We start from the raw sequence: 22973 nt of genomic DNA, 5'->3' as shown, positions 1-22973 counted from the left end.
AGAGCAAGAGGAAGCTTCCTCCCGGGAGGGGAGGAAGCTCAGGCGGGTTAGTCGCGGGCGCCGATTTCACGCAGCGGACGACCCTGCATCAGGTTACGTTCAATATGTTCCAGCGAGACGTTTTTGGTTTCCGGAATCAGCCAGATAGTCAGTAGGATAAACAGCACGTTCAGACCGCCGTACACCCAGAAGGTGTTGGCGCTGCCCAGCGAGTTGAGCATGGTCAGGAAGGTGGCGCCGACAATCATATTGGCAATCCAGTTGGTCGCTGTGGAGCAGGTGATGCCGAAGTCGCGGCCTTTCAGCGGCTGGATTTCGGAACACAGTACCCAAATCAGCGGACCGGCGCTCATGGCGAAACCGACGATGAACATCAGCAGCATCAGGACGGCGATGTACTGCGCGGTAGAGGAGTGAATGCCGATGTGCATCATGCTACCCAGCACGCCCATGCCCGCGGCCATCACGATAAAGCCGAGGATCAGCGTTGGTTTACGGCCCCAGCGGTCGACCAGACCGATAGCGATAAAGGTGGCCAGCACGTTGGTCAGACCGACGATCACCGTCCCCCACATCTGCTCGGTGGTGTTGGCATAGCCCGCCAGTTCAAAAATCTTCGGTGCGTAGTACATGATGACGTTCATGCCGGTGAACTGCTGCATCACCTGCAGCAGAATACCGAGGAACACCGCGCGGCGGAAGTTACTGTTGTCTTTGAACAGCGACCAGCCGGACTGTTTCACCTTCAGGCTTTCGCGGATTTCGTCGAGCTCACGTTTCGCTTCGGCGCTGGTATCGCGCAGGCGCAGCAGCACGCGTTCGGCATCGACGAAACGACGTTTGGCGGCGAACCAGCGCGGGCTGTCCGGCAGGAAGATAACGCCGATCAGCAGCAATACCGCCGGAATAATGATCACGCCGAGCATCCAGCGCCACGCGCCGCTGTAGCTGAAAGCGGTGTCAGAGAGATAGGCGCCGAGGATCCCGATGGTGATCATCAGCTGGTACATCGAAATCATACTGCCGCGAATTTTCTCTGGCGCGATTTCCGACAGATACAGCGGAGCCGTGTATGACGCGACGCCCACCGCCAGGCCCAGCAGCACGCGAGAAACCAGCAGGATCTCGACGTTTGGCGCGGCAGCGGAGAACAGAGAGCCGGCGACAAAGAGGATGGCGCCGATCATCAGGCTTTTTTTACGGCCCAGTTTGAAGGAGAGCCAGCCGCTGCCGACCGCACCGACGGCAGCCCCGAACATCATGGAGCTGACCACCCACTCCTGGGTGTGGGCTGAAATCTGGAACTCATTGGCAATAAAGGGTAAGGCACCCGCAATAACACCGATATCAAGGCCGAACAGCAGGCCAGCCAGCGCGGCGAGGAAACAGACGAAGAACGTCATAGTCTTGTTCGAACGCCCTTGTTTTTTGTTGTCAGGCATAACGCCCTCCAGTTGAGTTATTGATTCTGTCGATGGTTAGGGTAGGACACTCGACGGTAAAAAAACGTGATTATAGTCACGGCTGTGTAATCGTTTACACAAAGGTAAAGAAACGTAATCCATTAAATGCTTTTTAAATCAGCAGTATATACAAGGATAGTCGACATTTTGAAAAACGGTAATCGGAGTTGACCGAAACAATATGTAACATTGTGAAAAATACCCGCATGCTATGCCTGTTCTGGAAACAAAGGGGCAGTCATCATAATGTAATCGCTTTCATCGCGTTACCGCGTTCCGCTGAAGCGAGGCGCAGAGGGGAGGGAGACGGAAACAAAAAGGCCAGCGCGAGGCTGGCCTTGAAGAGAGGAAGCAGGGGTTATTTCAGACCGGCCGCTTCGCGCAGCAGAGCCGCTTTGTCGGTTTTTTCCCATGGGAAATGCTCGCGACCAAAGTGACCGTAAGCCGCGGTTTCTTTGTAGATCGGGTGCAGCAGGTCCAGCATCTGAATCAGGCCGTACGGACGCAGGTCGAAGAACTCGCGCACCAGCAGGGTCAGCTGTTCAGAAGGCACTTTCTCGGTGCCAAAAGTTTCCACCATGATCGACGTCGGTTCAGCGACGCCGATAGCGTAGGAGACCTGAATTTCACAACGATCGGCCAGGCCAGCGGCAACGATGTTTTTCGCCACATAGCGCGCCGCGTAGGCTGCGGAACGGTCAACTTTAGATGGATCTTTACCGGAGAACGCGCCGCCGCCGTGACGAGCCATGCCGCCGTAGGTATCAACGATGATCTTACGACCGGTCAGACCGCAGTCGCCCATCGGGCCGCCGATAACGAAACGTCCGGTCGGGTTGATGAAGAATTTGGTCGAAGCGTTCAGCCATTCGGTCGGCAGGGTCGGCTTGATGATCTCTTCCATCACCGCTTCCTGCAGGGATTTCTGGTCGATGTCTTCCGCGTGCTGCGTGGACAGAACCACCGCATCGATGCCGACGATTTTGCCGTCGTCATACTGGAAGGTCACCTGGCTTTTCGCATCCGGACGCAGCCACGGCAGGGTGCCGTTTTTACGCACTTCAGCCTGGCGCTGCACCAGACGGTGAGCATAGGTCACCGGCGCCGGCATCAGCACGTCGGTTTCGTTGGTCGCATAGCCAAACATCAAACCCTGGTCGCCTGCGCCCTGTTCCAGCGGGTCGGCACGGTCGACGCCCTGGTTGATGTCCGGAGACTGTTTACCAATGGCGCTCAGAACGGCACACGAGTTGGCGTCAAAGCCCATATCGGAATGCACGTAGCCAATTTCGCGGACGGTGTTGCGGGTGATCTCTTCGATATCAACCCATGCGCTGGTGGTGATTTCGCCGCCTACCAGCACCATGCCGGTTTTGACATAGGTTTCACATGCGACACGCGCTTTCGGATCCTGCTCGAGGATCGCATCCAGCACGGCATCAGAGATTTGGTCAGCAATTTTGTCAGGATGCCCTTCTGATACGGACTCAGACGTAAAAAGGTGTTTTGCCATATTTTATTTCACCTGTGGACGATTCGGATAGCTCATACTGTTGTGTAATGTGGCTTTGGTGGATAATCAGCGCAAAGCCGCGCAGGTAGCGACACGAGCAGTCTGAGTGTTAATCAGTATAGACGGATTAACTTCTGGATGGCTATTTTAGGTCAATTCTTGAGCCCATTTCCAGCCTTTTTTGATGGCGGTCGCATTTATGGGAAAACCCGCCTGGCAAATTTTCCTGACAACCGCGCAAACGCACACATTTTTATTTTGCTTTTTACCCTGCTTCTCGGTATAAAACGCCGCGCGCGGCTCATTAAAAAAGCGCACGGGGCATCGCCCTGTGGTGCCACTTCCAGCCGGGTTAAGCAGTCTGTATTTACAGAATCTCGCAGCGGCGTAGCGCCTGTTGCCCGGTATGTATAGCTTTGGCTTGTCGCCGACCCTGTCGCAGGGCGGTGTGGAGGTGATACCAGATAATGAACCAACGTTTTTCGCTTGATTCGTCGCGTCGTTCTGTCGCGCGTCAGCACTCCGCAACCTGCATCTCTCTCATGCAAACCAGCCGATGTTCACCCCATCTCGGCGCTTCTCAGGATTCCAGGGCCGGTCGGTCGTTAGAAAACTGAACAAGGGCGCTCTTGCCAGGCAAGAGTTTTCTCGTGGTTTCTCCGGACTGTCATACTCTGTTCGGCTACGTGTTTTACGATGATATGAATAAGAAACCGGTCGCGCAGTCGCAAAACCAGCAGATAGTGCTGGGCTTTAGGACTGTTCATGGGTTGTTATCGCATCTTTGGACTGCGATAGTAGTTAACTGTCTTACACTTATTATTAAAAATTGAGGTTCGCTATGTCTGACGACATGTCTATGGTTTCGCCTTCGTCAGCAGGCGAACACGGTGTACTACGTTCCATGCAGGAGGTAGCGATGAGCTCCCAGGAAGCCAGCAAGATGCTGCGTACTTATAATATTGCCTGGTGGGGCAATAACTATTATGACGTCAACGAACTGGGCCACATCAGCGTTTGCCCGGATCCGGACGTCCCGGAAGCGCGCGTGGACCTCGCGGAATTAGTCAAAGCCCGCGAGGCGCAAGGGCAACGTTTGCCGGCGCTGTTCTGCTTCCCGCAGATCCTGCAGCACCGCTTGCGCTCGATCAACGCCGCCTTCAAACGCGCGCGTGAATCGTACGGTTATAATGGCGATTACTTCCTTGTCTACCCGATTAAGGTTAACCAGCACCGTCGCGTGATTGAATCGCTGATCCATTCCGGCGAGCCGCTGGGACTGGAAGCCGGTTCGAAAGCCGAACTGATGGCCGTGCTGGCGCACGCCGGGATGACCCGCAGCGTCATCGTCTGTAACGGCTATAAAGACCGCGAATACATCCGTCTGGCCCTGGTGGGCGAGAAGATGGGCCACAAGGTCTATCTGGTCATCGAGAAGATGTCGGAAATCGCCATCGTGCTGGAAGAGGCCGAGCGCCTGAACGTGGTGCCGCGCCTTGGCGTGCGTGCGCGTCTGGCCTCGCAGGGCTCCGGAAAATGGCAATCCTCCGGCGGAGAGAAGTCCAAGTTTGGCCTCGCGGCGACCCAGGTACTACAGCTGGTCGAGATCCTGCGTGCCGCAGGGCACCTTGAGAGCCTGCAACTGCTGCACTTCCACCTCGGTTCGCAGATGGCCAATATTCGCGATATCGCCACCGGCGTGCGTGAATCCGCGCGTTTCTACGTCGAACTGCATAAGCTGGGCGTCAACATTCAGTGCTTTGACGTCGGCGGCGGTCTGGGCGTGGACTATGAAGGGACCCGCTCGCAGTCTGACTGCTCGGTGAACTACGGTCTGAATGAATACGCCAACAACATCATCTGGGCGATCGGCGATGCCTGCGAAGAGAACGGCCTGCCGCACCCGACGGTGATCACCGAATCCGGCCGCGCGGTGACCGCGCACCATACCGTGCTGGTTTCCAACATCATCGGCGTGGAGCGTAACGAATACACTGAGGCGACCCCGCCGGCGGAAGACGCCGCGCGTCCGCTACAGAGCATGTGGGAAACCTGGCTGGAGATGCACGAGACCGGCAACCGCCGCTCGCTGCGCGAATGGCTGCACGACAGCCAGATGGACCTGCACGATATCCATATCGGCTACTCCTCTGGCACCTTCAACCTGCAGGAGCGCGCCTGGGCCGAGCAGCTGTATCTGAACATGTGTCATGAAGTGCAGAAGCAGCTCGACCCGAGCAACCGCGCGCATCGCCCGATCATCGATGAGCTGCAGGAGCGGATGGCGGATAAAATCTACGTCAACTTCTCGCTGTTCCAGTCGATGCCGGATGCTTGGGGGATCGATCAGCTGTTCCCGGTGATGCCGCTGGAAGGGCTGAACAAGTCGCCGGAGCGCCGTGCGGTGCTGCTGGACATCACCTGCGACTCCGATGGCGCCATCGATCACTACGTGGACGGCGACGGGATCGCCACCACCATGCCGATGCCGGAGTACGACCCGGAGAACCCGCCGATGCTGGGCTTCTTTATGGTCGGCGCCTATCAGGAGATCCTTGGCAACATGCATAACCTGTTTGGCGATACCGAGGCGGTGGACGTATTCGTCTTCCCTGACGGCAGCGTTGAGGTTGAGCTGTCCGACGAGGGCGATACCGTGGCGGATATGCTGCAGTATGTGCAGCTGGATCCGAACACGCTGCTGACCCAGTTCCGCGATCAGGTGAAAAATACCGGCCTGGACGACGCGCTGCAGCAGCAGTTCCTCGAAGAGTTTGAGGCGGGACTGTACGGCTATACTTATCTGGAAGACGAGTAACCATTGATGCCCGGTGGCTTAGCGCTTACCGGGCCTGCGAAGGTAGGCCGGATAAGGCGAAGCCGTCATCCGGCGGAATGCGATACTTACTTGAACCCGTATGCATTACCGGCGATAATTCACGCCAATAAGCGATTTATCTATCAAACCCTTCCTCGTCGGGCCTAACGACGCGGAGGGGTTTTTTTATACTTATTTTTTACGTTCCACGACTGCGAAAAGAGGTCATATCCATGAGCACTTTAGGTCATCAATACGATAACTCCCTGGTATCCAATGCCTTTGGCTTTCTGCGTTTGCCAATGAACTTCATGCCGTATGAAAGCGATGCGGACTGGGTCATCACCGGCGTGCCGTTCGATATGGCGACCTCCGGGCGCGCGGGTGGCCGTCATGGCCCGGCGGCTATCCGTCAGGTTTCCACTAACCTCGCCTGGGAGCACAACCGTTTCCCGTGGAACTTTGACATGCGCGAACGCCTGAACGTGGTGGACTGCGGCGATCTGGTGTACGCCTTCGGCGACGCGCGCGAAATGAGCGAGAAGCTGCAGGCTCACGCCGAGAAGCTGCTGGCGGCGGGCAAGCGCATGCTCTCCTTCGGCGGTGACCACTTTGTTACCCTGCCGCTGCTGCGCGCCCATGCTAAGCACTTCGGTAAAATGGCGCTGGTGCACTTCGATGCCCACACCGACACTTACGCCAACGGCTGCGAGTTCGACCACGGCACCATGTTCTACACCGCGCCGAACGAAGGGCTTATCGATCCGAACCACTCCGTGCAGATTGGTATCCGTACCGAGTTCGACAAAGATAATGGCTTTACGGTGCTGGACGCCGGCCAGGTTAACGACCGCAGCGTTGATGACGTCATTGCCCAGGTGAAGCAGATCGTCGGCGACATGCCGGTGTACCTGACCTTTGATATCGACTGTCTGGATCCGGCGTTTGCGCCAGGCACCGGGACCCCGGTTATCGGCGGATTGACCTCAGACCGGGCGATCAAACTGGTGCGTGGCCTGAAGGATCTGAACATCGTGGGGATGGACGTAGTGGAAGTCGCTCCGGCCTACGATCAGTCCGAAATTACCGCTCTGGCGGCGGCGACTCTCGCTCTGGAAATGCTCTACATCCAGGCGGCGAAGAAGGGCGAATAAGCCGGGTAACCCCGACCCTCTCCCTTCCCGGGAGAGGGTTGCGCGCGGCACAGAGGGGTTATCAAGGCGCCGGGCGAGTGCTCCTGTGCGCCGGGAGAGGGCCGGCGCGCAGGAGAGGGGTCATTATCGCGTCAAAACACGTTAAACGGATATTCGACGTAGAACCGGACTTCATTCCCGCTGACGTTATAGTCGCTGGCGTTGCTGGAAACGCGCAGCACCGAATAGCGTAGTCTGAATTTCAAATCTTTCGCCACGCCGTTTTGTACCTGGTATTGAACCTGGTTGAACCATTCGTGTTCTTTGCCGTTGCTGGTCTCTGAAGTTTTAATGTTATCACCGCGCACATAGGCGGTGGTCCAGGTCAGCCCCGGTAATCCCAGCCCGGCAAAATCCAGTCCGTACGATGCCTGCCAGGAGCGTTCATCTTCCCCGTTAAAATCAGACCAGTAGGAGTTGGCCAGCCAGATGGTGTTCCCGCCATCGCCGACGCCGCCCTGGTTCTGGTAGCCGCCGTAGTGGTAACCGGTGCTGCCGCTGCTTTGCTGATAAGCGACTTTAAAGGTATGAATATCCCAGATGTAGCGGGCGGCCAGGCTCCAGATGCTATTGCTGCGACCGGTGTCATTGGCATCGGCATATTCTTGATCCAGGCGTGAGTTATAGCCGTTGAAATCGAGAACCAGCTGTTGGTTGGCGGCGAACGGCTGCTTATAGTTCAGGCCAAGATACTGTTTGTTCAGCACATCTTCGACGTGTGACGCGTACAGCGCGCCGCTGAGCTGGTCGTTGAACCGGTAGCTTGCCCCGCCGAAGGTCAGGCTTTTCAGGCCGCTGTTATGGCTGTCGTCGCTTTTGCGCTGCTGGTCGGTGAGATAACCGGCGTTAATTTCCAGGCCGTCGATTTCGCGCGAGGTGAGCATGGTGCCGGTATAGCTCTCGTACAGCAGGCGTGAATCGTCAGCGTAGACGATGGGCAGCATCGGCCGCTGGCTGCCGTAGCTGAGCACGGTATTCGAAAAGCGCATTTTGCCGGTAGCGCCGAATTTGGCGAGGTCGGATTTCGCGCGGCCGTCGTCATCCTGGGCGAAAAAGTCGATCCCGCCCGCGCCGCTGCGCCCGCGACCGCCGTCAAGGCGCACCGCATACTGGGCGATACCGTCCACGCCAAAGCCGACCGGTCCCTGGGTAAAGCCCGATTCGAAGGTGGCGATAATCCCCTGGCCCCATTCGGCTTTATCCGGCAACCCATCGCGATAATCACGTTTGATATACGCGTTACGCAAAAAGAGATCCAGATGGCTGTCGTCAATAAAGCCCTGACTGGCGGATTGTTGGCTGGCGAAAGTCGGTGCGGCGGCAATAATGCCAAGTGCGATTAACGATAATTCTTTTTTCACTGAAGGCACTTCTCTGTCTGTCGATATATTCAAGGGGATCACTGCAGTCGCGATATTCTCCTGAAATAATGTCGAAAGCAATCATTGTGTGAGCAATGGTATCGCCAGGAAACAAGCTGTGTGGCGCACGCCGGCTGCGTTTGGCGAAGAGGGGTGGACTATTTATTATCTGGAGGAACGCGGTTCTGAAAGGCGGATTGTGTACGCTGTTTTTTATTTGCCAAATAATATCTTGCTGAGTGACAGCGCTTAAAATAATTGGCTGTGACGAGGTGCAGCAATAATTAACGGTTTGTGCGCTTAAGTTATCAATTCATGCGGCTAAATATTTTTACAGGGATATAAAAAAGGGAGGCGATAATGCCTCCCGCTGTCGATTATTTAATCCCGTCGGCTTTCATGCGATCGCGAATATGCTGGGCGCGAGCTTCGGAGGCCGGGTGATCGTCAAACATAGAGCTCTGACGACCGGCTTCCAGCTTGGCCAGTTTTTCGAAGCTGGTGGCCAGTCCCGACGGATTGATGCCGCGCTTACGCAACAGGTCATAAGAGTAGTCATCCGCTTCCGATTCCTGACGCTGGGAGAACTGCGAGTTCACCAGTTTTTCGCCTAAATCGCCCAGCTGCGACTGCGACAGGCTGCCGACGATGCCGCCGGCGGAGGCCGCCGCCGCACGCACGGCGTTGGTCCCCAGCGCGACCTGCATGCCTTTCTTCACGTGGCCCAGCGCAACGTGACCCATTTCGTGGCCGATAACCGCTTCAACTTCATTATCGTTCATCAGGTCCATCAGCCCGCTGTAAACGCGGATGCAGCCGTTCGCCATCGCGAAGGCGTTCACATCCTTGGTCTCATAGACCTTGTAGTTCACTGGCTGGCCATTGATGTTATCGCCCAGCGCGGTCGCGATTTTGCTCAAACGCTGGCTGTATTCACTGCTGGCCGGGGCGATTTTCGCTTTGGCGTCCATCTCTTTACAGGCCTGGTCGCTTAAGGTTTTCACCTGCGCGTCGCTGAGGGAGTACGCCTGGAAGGCTTCGGCGCCTGAGCTGAGCAGACCATTGGAGTCCATGTTCTGACATCCGGTGAGGGTTGCTGCGATCCCAAGAGCAAGTACGGTTGAGCGAATTTTCATTTTTTTATCTTCCACAATCTTATGGTTGTTTATCCGACAATACGGCGACGGCAGGGAACCGTATTCTGCGTAAATTATAAAGAGTATCGCAGGATGCGGGCGAGCGGATTCCGGGGTAGCACAACCTGTTCCAGAGATTTCTTAAAGGGCAAAAGGATGCTCCATGTACATGACTTGTCGCTTGGGTTACATTGTTCACACTTTTTTCCGGCGTAGCCCAAAACGCGCTCTCGTCAAGTCGTTAAGGGCATGGCCTTCAACAGTCCGAACTGGAGTCAAAATGTCCTCACGTAAAGAGCTTGCTAACGCTATTCGTGCGCTGAGCATGGACGCTGTACAGAAAGCCAAATCCGGCCACCCGGGGGCCCCGATGGGTATGGCTGACATTGCCGAAGTGCTGTGGCGTGATTTCCTGAACCATAACCCGAACAATCCGGCCTGGGCTGACCGTGACCGTTTTGTGTTGTCAAATGGCCATGGTTCGATGCTGATTTACAGCCTGCTGCACCTCACTGGCTACGATCTGCCGATTGAAGAGCTGAAAAACTTCCGCCAGCTGCACTCCAAAACCCCGGGTCACCCGGAAGTCGGCTACACCGCGGGCGTGGAAACCACCACCGGTCCGCTGGGCCAGGGTATCGCTAACGCGGTCGGGATGGCTATTGCCGAGAAAACTCTGGCGGCGCAGTTCAACCGTCCGGGCCACGATATCGTCGACCACTACACCTACGCCTTCATGGGCGACGGCTGCATGATGGAAGGCATTTCTCATGAAGTGTGCTCCCTGGCCGGTACTCTGAAACTGGGCAAACTGGTGGCCTTCTATGATGACAACGGCATCTCCATCGACGGCCACGTTGAAGGCTGGTTCACCGACGATACCGCGAAACGCTTTGAAGCCTACGGCTGGCACGTGGTACGCGGCGTTGACGGTCACGACGCTGACGCCATCAAACGCGCAGTAGAAGAAGCGCGTGCAGTTACCGACAAACCGTCCCTGCTGATGTGCAAAACCATCATTGGTTTTGGTTCGCCGAACAAAGCCGGTACCCACGACTCCCACGGCGCACCGCTGGGCGACGCAGAAATCGCCCTGACCCGCGAAGCGCTGGGCTGGAAACACGCGCCGTTTGACATCCCGTCTGACATCTATGCGCAGTGGGATGCCAAAGAAGCCGGCCAGGCGAAAGAAGCGGCGTGGAATGAGAAGTTTGCTGCCTACGCGAAAGCCTTCCCGCAGGAAGCGGCCGAATTCACCCGTCGTATGAAAGGTGAAATGCCGTCTGACTTCGACGCCAAAGCTAACGAGTTCATCGCGAAGCTGCAGGCTAACCCGGCGAAAATCGCCAGCCGTAAAGCGTCGCAGAATGCTATCGAAGCCTTCGGCCCGCTGCTGCCGGAATTCCTCGGCGGCTCCGCTGACCTGGCGCCATCCAACCTGACCCTGTGGTCTGGTTCTAAGCCGATCAACGAAGACACCGCGGGTAACTACATTCATTACGGCGTGCGTGAATTCGGTATGACCGCTATCGCCAACGGTATCGCGCTGCACGGCGGTTTCCTGCCGTACACCTCCACCTTCCTGATGTTCGTGGAATACGCGCGTAATGCGGTACGTATGGCCGCGCTGATGAAACAGCGTCAGGTGATGGTCTACACCCACGACTCCATCGGTCTGGGTGAAGACGGCCCGACTCACCAGCCGGTAGAGCAGGTGGCTTCCCTGCGCGTGACGCCGAACATGTCCACCTGGCGTCCGTGTGACCAGGTTGAATCCGCGATTGCGTGGAAATATGGCGTAGAGCGTCAGGACGGCCCGACCGCGCTGATCCTCTCCCGTCAGAACCTGGCGCAGCAGGAGCGTACCGCAGAGCAGCTGGCAAACGTCGCTCGCGGCGGTTACGTGCTGAAAGATTGTGCCGGCCAGCCGGAGCTGATCTTCATCGCCACCGGTTCAGAAGTGGAGCTGGCAGTGGCCGCGTGGGACAAACTGACTGCCGAAGGCGTGAAGGCGCGCGTGGTCTCCATGCCGTCCACCGACGCGTTCGACAAGCAGGATGCCGCTTATCGTGAATCCGTACTGCCGAAAGCCGTTTCTGCCCGCGTCGCGGTAGAAGCCGGTATCGCGGACTACTGGTTCAAATACGTTGGCCTGAACGGCGCTATCGTTGGCATGACCACCTTCGGTGAGTCTGCGCCGGCTGAGCAGCTGTTCGAAGAGTTCGGCTTCACCGTCGACAACGTGGTCGCTAAAGCGAAAGCGCTGCTGTAATGGCTGGTACGGTGCGGGCTGATGCCCTCACCCCAACCCTCTCCCACAGGAGAGGGTGCAAACACCAAAAACGGTAACCCCTGGGTTACCGTTTTGCTGTTACCTCGCCACCCGGCTTTTTGTATGCACTATTCTTCGAACATGTAACCGCCCTGTGAATTATTCCAAAAGAAATGTGACACAAGTCATATAGCTGGTTTATTGCGCTGGACAAACATTCCTTTTATTCCTTGTTTCGCTTATTCTAGCTGAAGCGTTTCAGTCGTTTAAATGTTCGACAATTAATCAATCAGTCGCAGTTTGCAGCTGGTAAGGTTCCCCTCAGAGCGTTGCTGGATTACTCTGTCAGCCACCTCAAAAAAGGGTCAGCCTTGCAGGAGATCTATGACCATTCGCATCGCGATTAATGGCTTCGGTCGTATTGGACGCAACGTGGTTCGTGCGCTATATGAGTCCGGGCGTCGTGCGGAAATCACCGTGGTGGCAATCAATGAGCTGGCGGATGCGGCAGGGATCGCGCATTTGTTGAAATATGATACCAGCCATGGCCGCTTCGCCTGGGATGTCCGTCAGGAGCGCGAACAGCTGTTTGTTGGCGATGATGCCATCCGCCTGCTACACGAGCCGACCATTGCGGCGCTGCCGTGGCGCGAGCTGGCGGTAGACGTGGTGCTCGACTGCACCGGCGTATACGGGAGTCGTGAACACGGCGAAGCCCATCTGCAGGCTGGCGCGAAGAAAGTGCTCTTCTCCCATCCTGGCGGCAACGATCTCGACGCGACGGTGGTCTATGGCGTCAATCAGGATGAGCTCCGCGCCGAGCACCGCATTGTCTCCAACGCCTCTTGCACCACCAACTGCATTATTCCGATCATTAAACTGTTAGATGATGCCTATGGCATTGAGTCCGGCACCGTCACCACCATTCATTCGGCGATGCATGACCAGCAGGTGATTGACGCCTACCATCCGGATCTGCGGCGTACCCGCGCGGCCAGCCAGTCGATCATTCCGGTGGATACCAAACTGGCGGCAGGGATCACCCGTATTTTCCCGCAGTTTAATGACCGTTTTGAAGCGATTGCCGTGCGGGTGCCGACGATAAACGTGACGGCAATTGACCTGAGCGTGACGGTGAAAAAACCGGTAAAAGCATGTGAAGTCAACCAGTTGCTGCAAAAAGCAGCACAAGGTGCATTTCATGGTATAGTTGACTATACGGAATTACCGTTGGTCTCGACAGATTTTAACCACGATCCGCACAGTGCTATTGTTGATGGCACGCAAACCCGGGTCAGTGGCGCGCATCTGATCAAAACGCTGGTCTGGTGCGATAACGAATGGGGCTTTGCTAACCGAATGCTCGACACGACGTTAGCGATGGCGGCTATTGGTTTCAGGTTCGACGCGTAAACGTCGACAAAACTTTATGAATCAACGAGAGGATTCACCATGTCTGTAATTAAGATGACCGATCTGGATCTGGCTGGTAAACGCGTTTTTATCCGTGCGGATCTGAACGTACCAGTTAAAGACGGGAAAGTAACCAGCGACGCACGCATCCGTGCATCTCTGCCGACCATTGAACTGGCGCTGAAGCAGGGCGCGAAAGTCATGGTTACTTCTCACCTGGGTCGTCCGACCGAAGGCGAGTACAACGAAGAATTCTCTCTGCTGCCGGTTGTTAATTACCTGAAAGACAAACTGTCCAACCCGGTACGTCTGGTTAAAGACTACCTGGATGGCGTGGAAGTGGCTGCCGGTGAGCTGGTGGTTCTGGAAAACGTTCGCTTCAACAAAGGCGAGAAAAAAGACGACGAAGCGCTGTCCAAAAAATACGCCGCGCTGTGCGACGTGTTCGTGATGGATGCTTTCGGTACTGCGCACCGCGCGCAGGCTTCCACCCACGGCATCGGCAAATTTGCTGACGTGGCGTGCGCAGGCCCGCTGCTGGCCGCTGAACTGGACGCGCTGGGTAAAGCGCTGAAAGAGCCGGCTCGTCCGATGGTCGCTATCGTGGGTGGTTCTAAAGTGTCCACCAAACTGACCGTGCTGGATTCCCTGTCTAAAATCGCTGACCAGCTGATCGTCGGCGGCGGTATCGCCAACACCTTCGTTGCTGCCCAGGGCCACAACGTTGGTAAATCCCTGTACGAAGCAGACCTGGTTGATGAAGCTAAGCGCCTGCTGAGCACCTGTGATATCCCGGTTCCGACGGACGTTCGCGTGGCGACCGAGTTCTCCGAAACCGCAACGGCAACCCTGAAATCTGTTAACGACATCAAAGATGACGAGCAGATTCTGGACCTTGGCGACGTTTCCGCACAGAAACTGGCCGACATCCTGAAAAACGCCAAAACCATCCTGTGGAACGGCCCGGTTGGCGTATTCGAATTCCCGAACTTCCGTAAAGGGACTGAAATCGTGGCTAACGCTATCGCGGACAGCGAAGGTTTCTCCATCGCCGGCGGCGGTGACACCCTGGCAGCGATCGACCTGTTCGGCATCGCTGACAAAATCTCCTACATCTCCACTGGCGGCGGCGCATTCCTTGAATTCGTCGAAGGCAAAGTCCTGCCGGCAGTAGCGATGCTCGAAGAGCGCGCTAAGCAGTAATTCAGTTCAGGCGGGGAAACCCGCCTGTTTTTCAGCGCGCTTAAGGGCTCGCGAACCTTCTTCAACGGTCGAAGATACAGATACAGGACTAAGTAACATGTCTAAAATTTTTGATTTCGTAAAACCGGGCGTCATCACTGGCGACGACGTTCAGAAAGTGTTCCAGGTAGCGAAAGAAAACAACTTTGCACTGCCGGCGGTAAACTGCGTAGGTACTGACTCCATCAACGCCGTTCTGGAAGCTGCTGCGAAAGTTCGCTCTCCGGTTATCGTTCAGTTCTCTAACGGCGGCGCCGCGTTCATCGCAGGTAAAGGCGTGAAAACTGACGTTCCTCAGGGTGCTGCTATCCTCGGCGCTATCTCTGGCGCGCACCACGTGCACCAGATGGCTGAGCACTACGGCGTGCCGGTTATCCTGCACACTGACCACTGCGCGAAGAAACTGCTGCCGTGGATCGACGGTCTGCTGGACGCCGGTGAAAAACACTTCGCCGCTACCGGTAAACCGCTGTTCTCTTCTCACATGATCGACCTGTCTGAAGAGTCCCTGCACGAAAACATCGAAATCTGCTCTAAATACCTGGCGCGCATGGCCAAAATGGACATGACCCTGGAAATCGAACTGGGTTGCACCGGCGGCGAAGAAGACGGCGTGGACAACAGCCACATGGACGCTTCCGCCCTGTACACTCAGCCGGAAGATGTGGATTACGCCTACACCGAGCTGAGCAAAATCAGCCCGCGCTTCACCATTGCCGCTTCCTTCGGTAACGTACACGGCGTGTACAAACCGGGTAACGTGGTTCTGACTCCGACCATCCTGCGCGACTCTCAGGAATATGTTTCCAAGAAACACAACCTGCCGCACAACAGCCTGAACTTCGTCTTCCACGGCGGTTCCGGTTCTTCCGCTCAGGAAATCAAAGACTCCGTCAGCTACGGCGTAGTGAAAATGAACATCGATACCGACACCCAATGGGCGACCTGGGACGGTATCCTGCAGTACTACAAAACTAACGAAGCTTACCTGCAGGGCCAGCTGGGCAACCCGAAAGGCGAAGACCAGCCGAACAAGAAATACTACGATCCGCGCGTATGGCTGCGTGCGGCACAGACTTCCATGGTGACCCGTCTGGAGCAGGCATTTAAAGAGCTGAACGCGATCGACGTTCTGTAAGAAAAATCTGTTTCTTACCCTGAAGCCCGCAGCAATGCGGGCTTTTTTATTACTTTAACAACAGGATAGCGTGCAGGAAAACTGTGATCCATTTGGCAAAACGTGCACTTATTGTTTACCCTATAACCTGACTGCCCTGTTGCAGGCTGAGTTATTTACTTCCCCGTTCGGGGATTCATAAGGAATGTTAAATGGAAGATTTGAACGTTGTCGATAGCATCAACAACGCCGGGACGTGGCTGGCACGCAACCAGGAGCTGCTGCTGAGCTATGCCGTCAACATCGTGGCGGCGATCGTTATCCTGGTCATCGGGATGATCGTGGCGCGCATCGTCTCTAACACCGTCAACCGCCTGATGCTGGCGCGTAAGATTGATGCCACCGTTGCTGATTTTCTCTCGGCGCTGGTGCGTTACGCGGTTATCGCCTTCACCCTGATTGCCGCCCTGGGCCGGGTAGGCGTGCAGACCGCCTCGGTCATTGCTGTGCTGGGTGCCGCCGGTTTGGCGGTGGGTTTAGCACTGCAGGGATCGCTGTCGAACCTTGCCGCAGGCGTACTACTGGTGATGTTCCGCCCGTTCCGCGCGGGTGAATATGTCGATCTCGGCGGTATCGCCGGCACCGTGCAGAACGTGCAGATTTTCTCCACCACCCTGCGTACCGCAGACGGCAAAATCGTGGTGGTGCCGAATGGCAAAATCATCGCCGGCAACATCATTAACTTCTCCCGCGAACCGGCGCGCCGCAATGAGTTTATCATTGGCGTATCCTACGATGCCGATATCGACAAGGTGAAGCAGCTGCTGACCTCGATTATCGAATCTGACGATCGTATTCTGCGCGATCGCGAAATGACCGTACGCCTGAACGAACTTGGCGCCTCATCGGTGAACTTCGTGGTTCGCGTGTGGAGCAAAAGCAGCGATCTGCAAAACGTCTACTGGGACGTGCTGGAGCGTATTAAGCGTGATTTCGACGCTAACGGCATCAGTTTCCCGTATCCGCAGATGGATGTTCATGTGGTACAACTGCCGGAAAAAGCAGAGTAAATCATCACTGACAGAGTCAGGCCGGCCATGCCGGCCTTTTTTAATGGCTCACTATTAGTTTAGCTTATTAATGATTAATACTTTCAATTTCCGCTAATAATCCATTCGCGTTATAGTCAGCGCCACTCTCGAACACAGCGGAAAAATCCTTATGTTTACCTATTACTTTCAGGGCCTTGCCCTGGGAGCGGCAATGATTTTGCCGCTTGGCCCGCAAAATGCTTTTGTGATGAATCAGGGGATCCGTCGTCAGTATCACCTGATGATTGCCCTGCTGTGCGCGGTCAGCGACTTGCTGTTGATCTGCGCCGGTATTTTTGGCGGTAGCGCGCTGCTGATGCAATCCCCATGGCTGCTGGCGATAGTGACCTGGGGCGGCGTGGCCTTTTTGTTGTGGTATGGCTTCGGCGCACTGAAAACGGCGTTCAGTCAGAATCTTGAGCTCGCCAGCGCCGAGGTGATGCAGCAGGGGCGCTGGAAAATCATTATAACTATGCTGGCGGTCACCTGGCTGAACCCGCATGTTTACCTGGATACCTTTGTGGTGCTGGGCAGCCTGGGAGGGCAGCTGGCGGTGGAGCCGAAGCGCTGGTTTGCGCTGGGGACCATTAGCGCCTCTTTCCTGTGGTTCTTTGGCCTGGCGCTGTTAGCCGCCTGGCTGGCGCCGCGGCTGCGTACCGCCAAAGCCCAGCGGATCATCAATATTGTGGTCGGCGCCGTCATGTGGTTTATTGCATTTCAGCTGGCAAAAGAGGGCGTCGGCCATATCCTGGCGTTGCTCAACTAAGCGTTGTCCGATGGACTTTCCTGCTGTACGCGCTAAGCTTGCTGGCATGCGTCCCGTAAGGGCGATTTAAGTAACATGGAGAAACGACAGTGAAGTTAAAAGTCTTAGCCCTGGCGGCAGCACTCGGATTTAGCACAATGGCGGCACAGGCAAACGAATTGCCAGACGGTCCGCACATTGTGACTTCAGGCACAGCAAGCGTTGCCGCGGTTCCGGATATTGCCACCCTGGCGATCGAAGTGAACGTCGCGGCGAAAGATGCCGCATCGGCGAAAAAGCAGGCAGACGATCGCGTCGCGCAGTATCTCTCTTTCCTTGAAAAGAGTGGTATCGCGAAAAAAGACATTAGCTCTGCGAATCTGCGTACCCAGCCTGATTATGACTATCAGAACGGGAAAAGCATTCTCAAAGGCTATCGGGCGGTGCGCACCGTGGAAGTGACGTTGCGCCAGCTGGATAAACTTAACGGCCTGCTGGACGGCGCGCTGAAGGCGGGACTGAACGAAATCCGCTCCGTTTCGCTGGGCGTTGCGCAACCGGATGCCTACAAGGATAAGGCGCGTAAAGCGGCGATCGATGACGCGGTGCATCAGGCACAGGAGCTGGCGGCTGGCTTCCACAGCAAGCTGGGGCCGGTCTACAGCGTGCGCTACCACGTCTCCAACTATCAGCCGAGCCCGATGGTGCGTATGATGAAGGCCGCTGACGCTGCGCCGGTTTCAGCCCAGGAAACCTACGAGCAGGCGACTATCCAGTTTGACGACCAGGTTGACGTGGTCTTTGAGCTGCAGCCAGCTCAGGCCGCCGCGCCAGCCGCGCCGGCGAAACCGGCGGAAGAGCCGAAACCAGCGCAGTAAGCGATAGAAACAAAAAAGCCACTTCCGGGAAGTGGCTTTTTTTATGCCGGGGATTTAATCCTGACGCAGCACTTTGTGGCCGTAATCAATAAGCGCATCGGTCACCCGGCGCATCATGCGGCTTTCCGGCGCAAAGCGGTGCCAGTACAGCATACGACGCTGGAACAGACCGGGCGTGAGGTCAATAAGCTCGCCGCTTTTCAGCTCTTTTTCGATTTGCAGATGCGGGATCATACAGCAGGTAGTGCCCTGGCGCGCCAGCTGCACGAAGGCTTCTGATGAGTTAACGATGTGGCAGGGGACGCTACCCGGCGGCAGGTCGAAGTTTTGCTGCAGGAACGCCTGATGCATATCGTCCAGATGATCAAAGGCGACGACCGGCGCTTTCAGCAGCGCAGAACGCGTCACGCCGTTCGGGAAATAGCGTTGCGCAAACTCTTTTGAGGCGACAAACAGGTAATCGAGCGCGCCGAGCTGATCCACCAGACAGCTTGGCAGCGCCTGCGGCTGGATACTCACTGCGCCCACCACTTCCCCACGGCGCAAGCGCTCCTGGGTGCGGGTTTCATCTTCCACCTGCAGGTTAAGACGAATAGGGGAGTCTGACAGAACATTGGCCAGCGCCGGCAGCAGCCAGGTGGCCAGACTGTCGGCGTTCACCGCCAGCGACAACAGCAGCGGCGTGGAGCCGGTCTGCTCGTCGCCCAGCCACTCTTCTTCCAGCAGTTCAACCTGGCGTAACAGGGCCAGCAGCTTTTGCCCCTGCTCGGTGGGGCGTGGCGGCACGGTGCGCACCAGCAGCGGTTGACCGAACATATTTTCCAGCTGCTTAATACGCTGTGAGACGGCGGACTGGGTAATACATAGCTTCTGCGCGGCGCGCTCAAATCCTCGTTCCCTAATCACCGCATCCAGCGCTTGTAGTGTCCTGTAGTCCGGTCGTTTCATTATTCTGGCGTGCCCCCATAACTAATCGTTATCTCGCACTATGACATAAATTTTTATTTGATACAGACGAAATTGGTCTGCTCAGTTGTGTGATCTGCATCGCAGGGACATTTCCACTGTCGATGTTCTATAATGCGCCACAGGCATTCACATCTCGGACCATAATTATGACGCAGGATGAACTGAAAAAAGCAGTAGGTTGGGCGGCGCTGCAATACGTACAGCCAGGGACCATTGTCGGCGTAGGTACCGGCTCGACGGCGGCCCATTTTATTGACGCGCTGGGCACGATGAAGGGGCAGATTGAAGGCGCGGTCTCCAGCTCCGATGCCTCTACCGAAAAGCTCAAAAGCCTCGGGATCCCCGTCTTCGATCTCAACAGCGTCGATCGCCTGGGGATCTATGTTGATGGCGCGGATGAGATCAACGGCCATATGCAAATGATCAAAGGCGGCGGCGCGGCGCTGACCCGTGAGAAGATCATCGCTTCGGTCGCCGATAAATTTATCTGCATCGCCGATGCCTCCAAGCAGGTTGATATTCTCGGCGCATTCCCGCTGCCGGTTGAAGTCATTCCGATGGCGCGCAGCGCCGTCGCGCGTCAACTGGTCAAGCTGGGCGGTCGTCCGGAGTACCGTCAGGGCGTGGTGACCGATAACGGCAACGTCATCCTGGACGTGCATGGCCTGGAAATTCTTGATGCTGTCGCGCTGGAGAATGCCATCAACGGCATCCCTGGCGTCGTGACCGTAGGGCTGTTCGCCAACCGCGGGGCCGACGTGGCACTGATCGGTACGGCCGATGGCGTGAAAACCATCGTAAAATAGTCTGTCCGCAGGGAGCCAGTCGGCTCCCTCGCAAATATTTTTTCACCTGGTGCAATTTGGTGACTTCTGTCACATTTATGCAACCATTCTGATTAACACGCTACCATTAATCTTCTTTCTGGTGTTTTGTCCTGTCATTTCCCTCTGGATGACATTTCTTCAGGACGGCGACGCAAACGTTCATATTGCCGCGATAGTTTTTTTTGATATGTTGCTGAGACGAACTTTCGTTCAGCACGACATCAGTTAAGACAAAACAGGACGGGGAAATGGCTAAGGTATCACTGGAAAAAGACAAGATTAAATTTCTGCTGGTTGAAGGTGTGCATCAAAAGGCAATCGATAGCCTTCGCGCAGCAGGTTACACCAACATTGAATTTCATAAAGGCGCGCTGGACTCCGAACAGCTGAAAGCGTCGATCCGTGATGCCCATTTCATCGGCCTGCGTTCCCGTACCCATCTGACTGAAGAGATTTTCGCCGCGGCGGAAAAACTGGTTGCCGTGGGTTGCTTCTGCATCGGTACCAACCAGGTCGATCTGAACGCCGCCGCGAAGCGCGGTATTCCGGTGTTTAACGCGCCATTCTCGAATACCCGTTCGGTGGCCGAGCTGGTCATCGGTGAGCTGCTGCTGCTGCTGCGCGGCGTGCCGGAAGCCAACGCCAAGGCGCATCGCGGTGTATGGAATAAGCTGGCGGTCGGCAGCTTTGAAGCGCGCGGCAAGAAACTGGGGATTATCGGTTACGGCCATATCGGTACCCAGCTCGGCATTCTGGCGGAATCGCTGGGGATGCATGTCTTCTTCTATGATATTGAAAATAAACTGCCGCTCGGCAACGCCACCCAGGTTCAGCATCTCTCCGACCTGCTGAACATGAGCGATGTGGTCAGCCTGCACGTGCCGGAAAACGCCTCCACCAAAAACATGATGGGTGCGGAAGAGCTGGCGCTGATGAAGCCGGGCGCGCTGCTGATCAACGCCTCCCGCGGTACCGTGGTGGATATTCCGGCGCTATGCGATGCGCTGGCGAGTAAGCATCTGGCCGGGGCGGCTATCGACGTCTTCCCGACAGAACCCGCCACCAACAGCGACCCCTTCACTTCGCCGCTGTGCGAGTTTGATAACGTGATCCTGACTCCGCATATCGGCGGTTCGACCCAGGAAGCGCAGGAGAACATCGGTCTGGAAGTGGCTGGCAAGCTGGCGAAGTACTCTGACAACGGGTCAACCCTGTCGGCAGTTAACTTCCCGGAAGTTTCTCTGCCGCTGCATGGCGGCCGCCGTCTGCTGCATATCCATGAGAACCGGCCGGGCGTCCTGACCGCCATCAACCAGATCTTCGCCGCGCAGAGCATCAACATTGCCGCGCAGTATCTGCAAACGTCGCCGCAGATGGGTTACGTGGTTATTGATATTGAAGCGGAAGAAGATGTTGCCCAGCAGGCGCTGCAGGCAATGAAAGCGATCCCGGGGACTATCCGCGCCCGTCTGCTGTTCTAATCATTTTTGCCTCTCGGGCAGGTCGCGTACCTGCCCGTTTTTTTGTTAATACTTTCCAGGCTGAAATTCTCGTCCTCGCGTACCTACCAACACCAGGTTTTTCCCGGGGTGATCACCGCCGGCAGCGGGATATCCCACTCTTCACTTGGCAGGCTATCCACCTGCTGGCAGTCGTGCGCGTAGCCTATCGGCTGCAGGCGATACTGCTGCCAGTTTTGCAGCGTACGGTCGTAAAAACCGCCGCCCATCCCCAGCCGCTGACCACTGACATCGAAGGCCACCAGCGGGGTCACCAGCACATCGAGTTCAGCGAGCGGCAGCACGTCCCGCACATCGAGCTTCGGTTCGCGGATTTTCAGGCGATTCACTATCAGTTGGCTCTGAGGATGGTAGTGTAAAAACAACAGGTTTCCGGGGCTAAACGGATGCAGCACCGGGAGATACACCCGCTTGCCGGCGCGCCAGAGCTGGTCGATCAGCGGCTGGGTGTCCAGCTCGCCGTCAAAGGAGAGGAACAGCGCCACGGTATGAGCGAGTATGACCGGCGGCCAGGCCATCATCCGCTCCGCGGCCTGTTGGGCAAACAGGCGCTGTTGCTCCGGGCTGAGCGCGCGGCGACGCTCGCGGATCTGCTGGCGAATATGCTGTCTGGAGAGCGGGATATCAGGCTGTAGGGTCATACAGGTCTCATTACGAGCAAGCGAAACAGTACGAGGAAGTGTAATACAGGGCGGCAGCAGCCGAAAACAGGAGTGTTGGGATAATGCGAACTAAAGAAGGGAATCTCCGAGATGCCGCCGCAGGCTGTAACCCTTGAACCCTTGGTTCAAGGTGAATGTGTCGTCACAGTTTTAAGGCTTCTCGGACGAACCGAGCATGCTCACCAACCGTGGAGCGCCACATTCTTGTGGTATGAAATATCGGCTCAGGGGACTGGCCCGCTTGCAAACATCTCAGAGAAATTTTGTTCTGGAATTACTCTAACACAGTTAACTGCAAAGTGTTATTCAAACTTTGACCCTGGTCTTTCGCTTATGCGACCTTGCTCAAGCAATGCCTGTTCAATGGTCTGCTGAAGCATCCGAATGCGCTGCTCCATGCTCGAAGCGTAGTCGCGGGTCTTCGCTTTTTCCTGAGTCAACTCATAGCTGATGTTCAACGCGGCGATGAAGACCAGCTGCTCAGTATTTGTGACTCTAGTGCGTTCTTTTAAATCTTGCAACCGCTGATTAAGGTCTTCAGCTGCCTGATTCAGGGCATCCCTTTGTTCAGGCGGGCAATTCACTCGCAGTGAACGGCCGAAAATTTGGAGATCTACGGGTTGTGCAGACATGCCACCTTCCTGCTGATTGACTGCGCTGCCTTCACATCCGAGCCTGGGTCTGCGAAGGGGCGACACTATAGCTACCCTGGTGCAGGGATACAAGCCCTTTTCTGGTTCACCAGGGTCCAAA

General features: G+C 56.1%; 20 protein-coding genes and 1 other RNA gene. 13 read left to right on the top strand and 8 right to left on the bottom strand.

The features are described 5' to 3' along the window. Window positions 1-47: 47 nt before the first annotated feature. Both A1WC_RS04345 and metK read right to left on the bottom strand, forming a co-directional pair. Complete coding sequence (locus tag A1WC_RS04345; RefSeq protein ID WP_008806458.1) at window positions 48-1442, bottom strand: sugar porter family MFS transporter; 1395 nt, start codon at window positions 1440-1442, stop codon at window positions 48-50. A gap of 379 nt (window positions 1443-1821) precedes the next feature. Continuing rightward, a complete protein-coding gene (metK, locus tag A1WC_RS04350) occupies window positions 1822-2976 on the bottom strand; it encodes a methionine adenosyltransferase (protein ID WP_008806457.1) in 1155 nt (384 codons plus the stop codon). A gap of 138 nt (window positions 2977-3114) precedes the next feature. Here metK and A1WC_RS28345 point away from each other — a divergent pair, with 138 nt between their 5' ends. The 4 genes from A1WC_RS28345 to speB all read left to right on the top strand — a co-directional run bounded on the left by A1WC_RS28345 (window position 3115) and on the right by speB (window position 6948). After that, a complete protein-coding gene (locus A1WC_RS28345) occupies window positions 3115-3390 on the top strand; it encodes a hypothetical protein (RefSeq protein WP_136047534.1) in 276 nt (91 codons plus the stop codon). A gap of 287 nt (window positions 3391-3677) precedes the next feature. Continuing rightward, complete coding sequence (gene yqgB, locus A1WC_RS26680; RefSeq protein ID WP_002916578.1) at window positions 3678-3809, top strand: acid stress response protein YqgB; 132 nt, start codon at window positions 3678-3680, stop codon at window positions 3807-3809. Between the two features lie 8 nt (window positions 3810-3817). Then, window positions 3818-5794, top strand: coding sequence for a biosynthetic arginine decarboxylase (gene speA / locus A1WC_RS04355; protein ID WP_008806456.1), 1977 nt, complete (start codon window positions 3818-3820; stop codon window positions 5792-5794). Between the two features lie 233 nt (window positions 5795-6027). Further along, window positions 6028-6948 (top strand): agmatinase, encoded by a 921-nt coding sequence (gene speB / locus A1WC_RS04360; RefSeq protein WP_002916572.1) that lies wholly within the window; start codon window positions 6028-6030, stop codon window positions 6946-6948. A gap of 131 nt (window positions 6949-7079) precedes the next feature. Here speB and A1WC_RS04365 read toward each other — a convergent pair whose 3' ends face one another. Continuing rightward, complete coding sequence (locus A1WC_RS04365) at window positions 7080-8348, bottom strand: OprD family outer membrane porin (protein ID WP_016161827.1); 1269 nt, start codon at window positions 8346-8348, stop codon at window positions 7080-7082. 377 nt (window positions 8349-8725) lie between these two features. Then, window positions 8726-9484, bottom strand: a complete 759-nt coding sequence (locus tag A1WC_RS04370) for a M48 family metallopeptidase (protein ID WP_012540572.1) — start codon at window positions 9482-9484, stop codon at window positions 8726-8728. Between the two features lie 280 nt (window positions 9485-9764). On the opposite strand from A1WC_RS04370, the gene tkt reads away from it, so the two are divergent. From tkt to A1WC_RS04405, 7 genes are all read left to right on the top strand, one after another. Next, entirely contained in the window at window positions 9765-11756 is a 1992-nt protein-coding gene (gene tkt, locus A1WC_RS04375; RefSeq protein WP_012540573.1) for a transketolase, read from the top strand. 384 nt (window positions 11757-12140) lie between these two features. Beyond that, the gene (gene epd / locus A1WC_RS04380; protein WP_004205289.1) at window positions 12141-13169 is read left to right on the top strand and encodes an erythrose-4-phosphate dehydrogenase; all 1029 of its coding nucleotides are present in this window, start codon (window positions 12141-12143) and stop codon (window positions 13167-13169) included. Between the two features lie 39 nt (window positions 13170-13208). Beyond that, window positions 13209-14372: a phosphoglycerate kinase gene (gene pgk / locus A1WC_RS04385; protein WP_008806453.1), complete on the top strand. Its 1164-nt coding sequence runs from the start codon at window positions 13209-13211 to the stop codon at window positions 14370-14372. 97 nt (window positions 14373-14469) lie between these two features. Continuing rightward, a complete protein-coding gene (gene fbaA, locus A1WC_RS04390; RefSeq protein WP_008806452.1) occupies window positions 14470-15549 on the top strand; it encodes a class II fructose-bisphosphate aldolase in 1080 nt (359 codons plus the stop codon). A gap of 191 nt (window positions 15550-15740) precedes the next feature. Continuing rightward, on the top strand, window positions 15741-16598 hold the full coding sequence (locus tag A1WC_RS04395) for a small-conductance mechanosensitive channel MscS (protein WP_012967232.1): 858 nt from the start codon (window positions 15741-15743) through the stop codon (window positions 16596-16598). Window positions 16599-16749: 151 nt separating this feature from the next. Continuing rightward, the gene (argO, locus tag A1WC_RS04400) at window positions 16750-17385 is read left to right on the top strand and encodes an arginine exporter ArgO (protein WP_008806450.1); all 636 of its coding nucleotides are present in this window, start codon (window positions 16750-16752) and stop codon (window positions 17383-17385) included. Between the two features lie 89 nt (window positions 17386-17474). Further along, window positions 17475-18242 (top strand): oxidative stress defense protein, encoded by a 768-nt coding sequence (locus A1WC_RS04405; protein WP_012967233.1) that lies wholly within the window; start codon window positions 17475-17477, stop codon window positions 18240-18242. 54 nt (window positions 18243-18296) lie between these two features. Here A1WC_RS04405 and argP read toward each other — a convergent pair whose 3' ends face one another. Continuing rightward, on the bottom strand, window positions 18297-19190 hold the full coding sequence (gene argP / locus A1WC_RS04410; RefSeq protein WP_008806448.1) for a DNA-binding transcriptional regulator ArgP: 894 nt from the start codon (window positions 19188-19190) through the stop codon (window positions 18297-18299). Between the two features lie 167 nt (window positions 19191-19357). Here argP and rpiA point away from each other — a divergent pair, with 167 nt between their 5' ends. Both rpiA and serA read left to right on the top strand, forming a co-directional pair. After that, a complete protein-coding gene (gene rpiA / locus A1WC_RS04415; protein WP_008806447.1) occupies window positions 19358-20017 on the top strand; it encodes a ribose-5-phosphate isomerase RpiA in 660 nt (219 codons plus the stop codon). Window positions 20018-20286: 269 nt separating this feature from the next. Next, window positions 20287-21519 (top strand): phosphoglycerate dehydrogenase, encoded by a 1233-nt coding sequence (gene serA / locus A1WC_RS04420; protein ID WP_008806446.1) that lies wholly within the window; start codon window positions 20287-20289, stop codon window positions 21517-21519. An 83-nt stretch (window positions 21520-21602) separates the two neighbouring features. Here the strand turns inward: serA and A1WC_RS04425 are convergent, their stop codons facing one another. From A1WC_RS04425 to zapA, 3 genes are all read right to left on the bottom strand, one after another. After that, window positions 21603-22199 (bottom strand): 5-formyltetrahydrofolate cyclo-ligase, encoded by a 597-nt coding sequence (locus A1WC_RS04425; RefSeq protein ID WP_016161826.1) that lies wholly within the window; start codon window positions 22197-22199, stop codon window positions 21603-21605. A 99-nt stretch (window positions 22200-22298) separates the two neighbouring features. Then, a non-coding RNA gene (ssrS, locus tag A1WC_RS26675) (6S RNA) lies at window positions 22299-22482 on the bottom strand. A gap of 40 nt (window positions 22483-22522) precedes the next feature. Beyond that, window positions 22523-22852 (bottom strand): cell division protein ZapA, encoded by a 330-nt coding sequence (gene zapA, locus A1WC_RS04430; RefSeq protein ID WP_004205298.1) that lies wholly within the window; start codon window positions 22850-22852, stop codon window positions 22523-22525. Between the last annotated feature and the right edge of the window lie 121 nt (window positions 22853-22973).

Source organism: Klebsiella sp. KTE92, from assembly GCF_000398905.1.
Taxonomy (GTDB): domain Bacteria; phylum Pseudomonadota; class Gammaproteobacteria; order Enterobacterales; family Enterobacteriaceae; genus Klebsiella; species Klebsiella variicola.
The sequence above is the reverse complement of the archived record's forward strand: the minus strand, read 5'-3'. Positions and strand labels throughout refer to the sequence as shown.

Excerpts from the sequence above, each read along its gene's own strand:
- zapA (WP_004205298.1), bottom strand. The coding sequence starts at position 22,852 with ATGTCTGCACAACCCGTAGATCTCCAAATTTTCGGCCGTTCACTGCGA.
- A1WC_RS04345 (WP_008806458.1), bottom strand. The coding sequence starts at position 1,442 with ATGCCTGACAACAAAAAACAAGGGCGTTCGAACAAGACTATGACGTTC.
- A1WC_RS04425 (WP_016161826.1), bottom strand. The coding sequence starts at position 22,199 with ATGACCCTACAGCCTGATATCCCGCTCTCCAGACAGCATATTCGCCAG.
- serA (WP_008806446.1), top strand. The coding sequence starts at position 20,287 with ATGGCTAAGGTATCACTGGAAAAAGACAAGATTAAATTTCTGCTGGTT.
- tkt (WP_012540573.1), top strand. The coding sequence starts at position 9,765 with ATGTCCTCACGTAAAGAGCTTGCTAACGCTATTCGTGCGCTGAGCATG.
- speA (WP_008806456.1), top strand. The coding sequence starts at position 3,818 with ATGTCTGACGACATGTCTATGGTTTCGCCTTCGTCAGCAGGCGAACAC.
- metK (WP_008806457.1), bottom strand. The coding sequence starts at position 2,976 with ATGGCAAAACACCTTTTTACGTCTGAGTCCGTATCAGAAGGGCATCCT.
- A1WC_RS04395 (WP_012967232.1), top strand. The coding sequence starts at position 15,741 with ATGGAAGATTTGAACGTTGTCGATAGCATCAACAACGCCGGGACGTGG.
- rpiA (WP_008806447.1), top strand. The coding sequence starts at position 19,358 with ATGACGCAGGATGAACTGAAAAAAGCAGTAGGTTGGGCGGCGCTGCAA.
- argO (WP_008806450.1), top strand. The coding sequence starts at position 16,750 with ATGTTTACCTATTACTTTCAGGGCCTTGCCCTGGGAGCGGCAATGATT.
- fbaA (WP_008806452.1), top strand. The coding sequence starts at position 14,470 with ATGTCTAAAATTTTTGATTTCGTAAAACCGGGCGTCATCACTGGCGAC.
- A1WC_RS28345 (WP_136047534.1), top strand. The coding sequence starts at position 3,115 with ATGGCTATTTTAGGTCAATTCTTGAGCCCATTTCCAGCCTTTTTTGAT.
- speB (WP_002916572.1), top strand. The coding sequence starts at position 6,028 with ATGAGCACTTTAGGTCATCAATACGATAACTCCCTGGTATCCAATGCC.
- A1WC_RS04370 (WP_012540572.1), bottom strand. The coding sequence starts at position 9,484 with ATGAAAATTCGCTCAACCGTACTTGCTCTTGGGATCGCAGCAACCCTC.
- yqgB (WP_002916578.1), top strand. The coding sequence starts at position 3,678 with ATGAATAAGAAACCGGTCGCGCAGTCGCAAAACCAGCAGATAGTGCTG.
- pgk (WP_008806453.1), top strand. The coding sequence starts at position 13,209 with ATGTCTGTAATTAAGATGACCGATCTGGATCTGGCTGGTAAACGCGTT.
- argP (WP_008806448.1), bottom strand. The coding sequence starts at position 19,190 with ATGAAACGACCGGACTACAGGACACTACAAGCGCTGGATGCGGTGATT.
- epd (WP_004205289.1), top strand. The coding sequence starts at position 12,141 with ATGACCATTCGCATCGCGATTAATGGCTTCGGTCGTATTGGACGCAAC.